The following is a 6695-nucleotide window of genomic DNA, read 5'->3' as shown; positions in this document are numbered from 1 at the left end:
CTCAGCCTCGCCGGCGTTTGAGGCGCGGGGTCCGGGGCAGCGCCCCGCGGGGAGCCCGCACTCTCAGCCTCGCCGGCGTTTGAGGCGAAACCCCAGCCCGCGGGCAACCCGCACATCAAGCCCCGCCGGCGTTTGAGGCGCGGGGCCCGGGGCAGCGCCCCGGGGGCCCCGGACCCTACGGGACCTCGACCCAGACGCCCTTCGACGGCGTCCCCTTGTCGTCCGTGACGAAGAGCATGTACCACCCCGACGGCACCAACGCCCTGTTCTTCGGCACCGTCACCGAGATCCCGTCCCCCGTCTTCTTCATCTCCAGCGCGATCGACCGCTGGTCCACGTCCGTCACATGCGTGACCGCGCTCGGCCGCATCAGCTTCGCCGACTTGATCGAGGCCGTGTCCTTCGTCTTGAAGGTCCCCGTCGCCCCGCGGTCCAGTGACTTCGGGCCGCCGGTCACCTCGGGACGGGAGTCGCGGTAGAGGTAGGGCGGGGTGTAGATCTCGATGCGCTGCTCGAAGACGCCCGGCTTCGTGTTCGCGTCGTCGGCGAAGAGCGAGTCCGAGCCGAAGATCATGACGCGCCCGTCGGGCAGCAGCACCGATCCGGAGTGGTAGTTGCGCCCCACCCTCGGGTCCGCGACGCGCTTGTACTCGCCGCTCTTCGGGTCGTACGTCCGTGCTTCGAGGACGTTCGAGCCGCCGCGCCCGCGGTAGTCCGAGGACCCGCCGGTGACCAGGATCGAGTCGTCCGGCAGCAGCGAGGCGCTCGGGTAGCGGGTGCCCTTGTCCAGCGCGGCGCCGTCCTTGAAGCGGGGGCTCGCGTCCTTCAGGTCGACCAGGCGGGACTTCTCGCTGGCCTTGTCGGACTCGCCGACCCCGCCGCCGCCGATCACCATGAACCGCTGGTCCTGGGCGGGCGGCAGCATGACCGTCGCCGAGGTCTCCATCTGGTCCGGGTCGCTCAGGCCGGGGATCTTGTCGAAGTCGTTGGTCTCCAGGTCCCAGACGCCCGGCTCGCGGCCCACGTCGGCGGGGCCGTAGCCGGCGTTGGAGCCGGAGTAGAAGAGCTTGCCGTTGTCCATCAGGAAGATCGCCGGGTAGGTGGGGAACTTCCTGATGATCCCGGTGTACTCCCACTTCTTGGTCTTCGGGTCGTAGACCTCGTCCTTGCCGGGCACGATCTGCCCGATCTCGTCGAGACCGGAGAGCGAGAGGACCTTGCCGTCCTTGAGCGTGGTCAGCGTGGGGTACCAGCGGGCCTCGTTCATCGGGTCGACGGTGATGTACTTCTCCGCGACCGGGTCGAACTCGTACGCCTCCTTGATGCCCTGGAAGTCCTTCTTGTCCAGGGCGAGCTTCTGCGCTATCCCGTAGAGGTTGCGCGCGTCGCCGCCCTTGAGGCCCTGCACCCGGTAGTTGTCCTCGGTGCCGGTCTCGAACTCCTTGCCCGACTCCTCGGCCTCGACGTAGATCCGCCCGAGCCCCGCCTCCGTGCGCAGGAAGCGGCCGGTCTTCGGGTCGAAGACCTTCTTGGCCTTCTCCACCAGGACCGGGTCCTTGGAGACGAAGGTCTTGCCGTTCTTCTTGCCGGTGAACTTGGTGCCCGCGGGCAGGGTCTTGGGCGCGTCCGGGTCCTCGTTGTGCACGATCATCAGGCCGCCGGCCTTGGTGACGTCGCCCTGCAGCTTCTCGTACCGCTTGGTGCCGCCGGCGACCAGCAGCTTCCCGTCGGGCAGCTGGGTGTGCCCGGCGCAGAACATGTCCTTGGGGGTGGGGATCTTCTTGAACTTGTCGGTCTGCGGGTCCCAGAGCACCGACTCGAACTTCTTCGCGTCGAAGTTCTTCTGGTTGTTGCCGGAGCCCGCGATGAGCAGGACCTTGCCCGTGTGCAGCAGAGCGGCGTGAATGGAGTTGATCTTGTACTCCGACGGGACCTCGAGGTAGTCCCAGTGGCCGTTCTCCGCCTTGTACTCAGGCTTGTTGATCTTGTACTCGTGGTACTTCTCCGAGCCGAAGCGCCACAGCGCGGGCCCGTTGAACCCGGCCACCACGAGGACCACCGCCGCGCCGATCGCTATGCGCCGGGCGCGGTTCTTGCGGTGGTTCGGCCGCACGGGCATCGTGCTCATTTCTTACGTCCCCCAAAGGCGATCTGCATGGTCTGGTCGTTCGCTGCGTGACTGGGCTTCTGCTGCGGCACATGCGCGTCCGCGCCGTCGAGCGCGGCCGGCTGTGCGCCGCCGCCGCCGCCCGAGCGCCGCCGTCCTCTGCGCTTCTTCTTCTCCTGGCGCACGCCGTGCCGCCAGACGAAGATCGGCGCGGCCGTGATCAGCATGGCCAGCGTGGCCCAGGTGATCATCGCCGGATGGTCGTGCCCGAAGTAGAAGGAGGAGCCCAGCGATCCGCCGAAGACGAGGATGAAGAAGAAGTGGATCCGGAAGGTGCCGAAGAGGGTGTCCGGGCTGGACGAGTCGCCCTTGGGGGTCACCACGAACTTGCTCTTGCGGCGCAGTACGGCGTCCATCAGCGAGCGAGCGTAGATCGGCGCGGAGAGAGCGGACATGACCATGCCGGCCAGTCCGCCTGAGCCCTCGGGCTCGTGGGGCGAGACGTTGTGGCGGCGGTTCCAGATGTAGAGGCCGATCTGGAGGGCCGAGGCGTTTCCGTAGAGCATCATCCAGATCGCCGGGTCGATCTGCACACCCGAGGCGCCCATGCCCAGGAACAGGGCGCAGCTGAGCGCCGCCAGAATCCAGTTGAGGGCGGACATCGGGTAGAAGATGATCATCATCGTGTAGTTGAAGAGCTTGCCCGCGGGCAGCGAGTAGAAGCCCTTCCAGTACTGCTTGAGGATCGTCTCGTACGTGCCCCGGGACCAGCGCAGCTGCTGGGTGAAGAAGTCGGTCCACGCGGTCGGGCCCTCGCCGACGGCCAGCACGTCCGGGGTGTAGACCGAGCGCCACTTGTTGCCGGTGGCCGGGTTCTTGGCGCGGTGCATCTCGAAGCCGGTCGCCATGTCCTCGGTGATCGAGTCGTACAGACCGCCGATCTGCTTGATCGCCTTGATGCGCACGGCGTTGGAGGTGCCGACGAACATCGGCGCGCCATAGCGGTTGCCCGCGCGCTGGATCAGGGCGTGGAAGAGGAACTGCTGGGACTCGGCGGCCTTGGTGACGAAGGTGTCGTAGTTGCCGTAGACCTGCGGGCCGATCACGAAGCCGACGTCCGGGTCGCGGAAGTAGCCGAGCATCCGCTCCAGGTAGTTGGGCAGCGGGATGTGGTCGGTGTCGACGGACGCGAAGAAGTCGTAGTTCCCGCCGTGCGCTTCCAGCCAGGCGTTGTAGTTGCCGTGCTTGGTCTTGGCCCGGTGGGCGCCCTTGGCCTGGTTCCACTTGGCGACGCCCTTGCGGGAGAAGTGGTGGACGCCGAGCCGTTCGCAGACCTTCTTGACGTCCGGGTCGTCGCCCTCGTCGAGGAGCCAGACGTGCATCAGCCCGCGGTGCCGGATCTTCACGGCGGCCTCGAGCGTCTTCGTCACCATCTCCAGGGGCTCTTTGCCCGGCACGAAGGAGGTGAGGAAGGCGACCTTGGTGCCGGACTCGGGCACCACGGGGACGGGGTCGCGCGCCACCAGGGTGGCGTGCGCGTTCGACAGGACGTTCATCGTGCGGAAGAGCTCGATCAGGCCGATCGAGACGAGCATGACGATGTCGAGGATGAGCAGCGTGTCGTTGTTGAGGTTCGGGTCGCGCTCGGTCCAGTGCTGCGGCTGCATCAGCCAGGCGAACAGGCCGAGCGACACCAGCGGCGCGGCTCCCAGCAGCAGGGCGGCCCGGACGCGGTGCGGCTCCTGCGAGAGCAGGGAGCGGTACTGCACCTTGTAGGGCTTGTGCGGGTCGGGCTGGGTGAGGGGGCCTGCGAGCCGGCTGTAGTGCTCGTAGTCGTACCTCGGCAGAGCCTTCTTCGGGCGCAGCCGGCCGGCGCCGGAGCGCAGGTGCGCGGGGACCCGGAGCTGGGTCGTCCGGGAAGGGTCGTTGGGCTGCCGCTCGCCTTCTGGCGTCGACGTCATGTGTCATCCCCCCGCACGCATTGCTGCTGCGTGATGTGATCGGTTCTTGTTCGTCCTGGCTGCGGTCCCCCTCGACCGGTTACCGCGGACACATCAGTGGAAGGCCACCTTCACTAGAGACATGAACGCTCACCTTCCGGTTGCATGATGCCCGGAGTGTGATCAGTCCGTGAAAACGGCCCCCGCTATGCGCTTCCGCACCGGGAGCAACCCCCACAACCGCCCCCAACTGCGCGAACCGGATGCCCCATTGGGGGTATTGGCTCCAGGATAGGGTCTACGACCCCTGCCTTGATCGCAAGGGTGAAACAGACCGTTAACCGGTCATACGCACGATTTGGGGCGGTCTTGTGGACCACCTCTCGGTGGGTGCGCGGGCGGAACGAGCGAAGCCCCCTCACGGTGGGTGAGGGGGCTTCGCGGTGCGTGCGCCGCCAGGGACTCGAACCCCGGACCCGCTGATTAAGAGTCAGCTGCTCTAACCAACTGAGCTAGCGGCGCCTGCTGACCTGGAGAACTCTACCGGACCTCGGCGAGTGCTCCGAACCAATATCTGATCGTTCCCGGCCTGTCGCATGGTCATTTTTTAACTTTGATCCGTCAAGATGCGGTTTGTCCGAATGGTTATGACGAGTGAACGATCTTGATGAGTGCGGAGGCGCCAGGTATGACCGTCCCGGTGTTCGAGGAGTACGAGCCCGCGGCTGACTGCGACTGTCCCGGCTGCGCCCAGCGGCGCCGCGCGCTAGCGGCCGGCGACCATCCGTCCGCCCAGGGCTGCCGTAGGGCGCTGGTGGCGTTCACGGCTGCGGGGCTGGCCCTGACCAGCGGGGGAGCGGCTCAGGCGGTGGCGCCGACGGTCGGCCTGCCGGCCGACGTTGCCGCCCCTGCGGTGGGTGTGTCTGCGTCTGCGTCTGCAGAGTCTGGCGGGGGTCCTGCTGCGGGTGCCGCCACCGAGCCGGCCGTGGGTGCTGACCCGGGTCCTGGCGCGGGTGGTGCCACCGCCCCTGCTGCGGGTGCAGCCGCCGAGCCTGCCGCGGGTCCTGCCATGCGTCCCGCCGCGGGCGCCGGCATCGCGTCTGGCGCGGATGGCGCCGACCCCGTCGCGGATGGCGTCGACCCTGCCGCCGACCCTGCCGCCGACCCCGACCATGAGCCGGTGACCGAGCAGGGCGGGCGGAGCCCCCTGCACGGTCCGCCGGCCTCCGGGCAGGCGCCGCCGCCTCCCGCCACCGTGCCCCTGCGCAAGCTGACGCGCGCCCAGATCCTCGCCCGCGCCAAGACGTGGATCGACGCCGAGGTGCCGTACAGCATGTCGAAGTACTGGTCGGACGGGTACCGCCAGGACTGCTCCGGCTACGTCTCGATGGCCTGGCACCTCGCGGCCAACGAGTGGACCGGCAGCCTCGCGCAGTTCGGCACCCGGATCCTGCGGGAGGAGCTGGAGCCCGGCGACATGCTCCTCTTCCACAACCCCGCCAACCCCACCACCGGCTCCCATGTCGTGCTCTTCGGCGGCTGGACCGACTACACGCACACCTACTACACCGCCTACGAGCAGGCCCCGCCGAGCGCCCGCAAGCAGACCACGCCCATGGCGTACTGGAACAACTCCGCCAGCTATGTGGCCTACCGCTACAAGGGCCTGGACACCACGACCGGCGGCGGCGAGGCCGTCGCCCCCACCCCCTTCCCCGGCGCGGCCTCCTTCGGCCCCGGGACCGACAACAAGTACGTCAAAGAGCTCGGCCAGATGCTCATCGAGCGCGGCGGCGGGCGCTTCTACCCCGCCGGCGCCTCGACGCGCTGGAGCGAGGCGGACCGACTGGCCACCGAGGCGTTCCAGCTCGCGCAGGGCTGGGAGGGCACGGACGCCGACGGGCTGCCCGGCGCCGAGACCTGGCGGCTGCTGACGAACAAGCTGGGCAAGGACATCCCGCCCCTCCCCGGCGCGAAGGGCCCCGGCGGCGCCGACGCGACCCCCGCGACCCCCAAGACCCCCGTGTTCCCCGGGCGCGGCCACTTCCGCCCAGGCCAGTCCAACGCGCACATCGCCCAGCTCGGCCGACAGCTGGTCAAGCGCGGCTTCGGCAAGCACTACGCCTCGGGCCCGGGGTCGAGCTGGGGCGAGGCGGACCGGCGCAATGTGGAGGCGTTCCAGCGGGCGCAGGGCTGGCGCGGCGGCGACGCCGACGGCTACCCGGACCCCGAGACCTGGCGGCGGCTCTTCCTCGACTGACGCAGGAGAGCGGAGCCCCCAACGCACTGACGAGCTCACGAGGGACGGACTGACGAGGGACGGACCATGGACACCACGACGTCGCAGGAGGGCGGCCCGGTGCCGCCCGACGGACCGCGCCACACCCCCCAACCCACCCACACCCCCACCCCCCATATCCCGCTCATCTCCCAGGAGGCCACCACCGAGATCCCGGTGCATCTCCTCTTCCGCGACGACGACTCGCAGGGGCAGCCTCTCGCGCTGCGCCCCGCCGTCGTCGCGCGTCGGCAGGGCACCGGCGAGCTGCCGAAGGTCGGCGCCCGTGGCGCACTGAACATCTGGTCCGGGTGCCCGTATTCGATGACGCGGCCTTCGTCGAACATCATCACGCAGTCGGAGACGTCCC

The 6695-nt window shown here is 68.7% G+C and carries 3 protein-coding genes, 1 tRNA gene and 1 pseudogene; 2 read left to right on the top strand and 3 right to left on the bottom strand.

The features are described from left to right. Window positions 1–175 precede the first annotated feature (175 nt). The 3 genes from AB0M39_RS41065 to AB0M39_RS41055 form a co-directional block, all read right to left on the bottom strand. On the bottom strand, window positions 176–2119 hold the full coding sequence (locus tag AB0M39_RS41065) for a kelch motif-containing protein (protein WP_365374042.1): 1944 nt from the start codon (window positions 2117–2119) through the stop codon (window positions 176–178). Window positions 2120–2124: 5 nt separating this feature from the next. Next, on the bottom strand, window positions 2125–4068 hold the full coding sequence (locus AB0M39_RS41060; protein WP_365374040.1) for a cellulose synthase catalytic subunit: 1944 nt from the start codon (window positions 4066–4068) through the stop codon (window positions 2125–2127). A 427-nt stretch (window positions 4069–4495) separates the two neighbouring features. Next, window positions 4496–4569: transfer RNA gene (locus AB0M39_RS41055), tRNA-Lys, on the bottom strand. 166 nt (window positions 4570–4735) lie between these two features. Between AB0M39_RS41055 and AB0M39_RS41050 the strand changes: the two genes are divergently transcribed. Both AB0M39_RS41050 and AB0M39_RS41045 read left to right on the top strand, forming a co-directional pair. Then, complete coding sequence (locus tag AB0M39_RS41050) at window positions 4736–6307, top strand: peptidoglycan-binding protein (RefSeq protein ID WP_365374037.1); 1572 nt, start codon at window positions 4736–4738, stop codon at window positions 6305–6307. Window positions 6308–6373: 66 nt separating this feature from the next. Beyond that, window positions 6374–6695 (top strand): annotated as a pseudogene (locus AB0M39_RS41045) (hypothetical protein); the annotation flags it as partial.

This window comes from Streptomyces sp. NPDC051907 (assembly GCF_040681075.1).
In the GTDB taxonomy this organism is placed as follows: domain Bacteria; phylum Actinomycetota; class Actinomycetes; order Streptomycetales; family Streptomycetaceae; genus Streptomyces.
This window is presented reverse-complemented; position numbering and strand designations above follow the sequence as displayed.

Coding starts and splice junctions, on each gene's coding strand:
- AB0M39_RS41060 (WP_365374040.1), bottom strand. CDS start 4,068: ATGACGTCGACGCCAGAAGGCGAGCGGCAGCCCAACGACCCTTCCCGG.
- AB0M39_RS41065 (WP_365374042.1), bottom strand. CDS start 2,119: ATGCCCGTGCGGCCGAACCACCGCAAGAACCGCGCCCGGCGCATAGCG.
- AB0M39_RS41050 (WP_365374037.1), top strand. CDS start 4,736: ATGACCGTCCCGGTGTTCGAGGAGTACGAGCCCGCGGCTGACTGCGAC.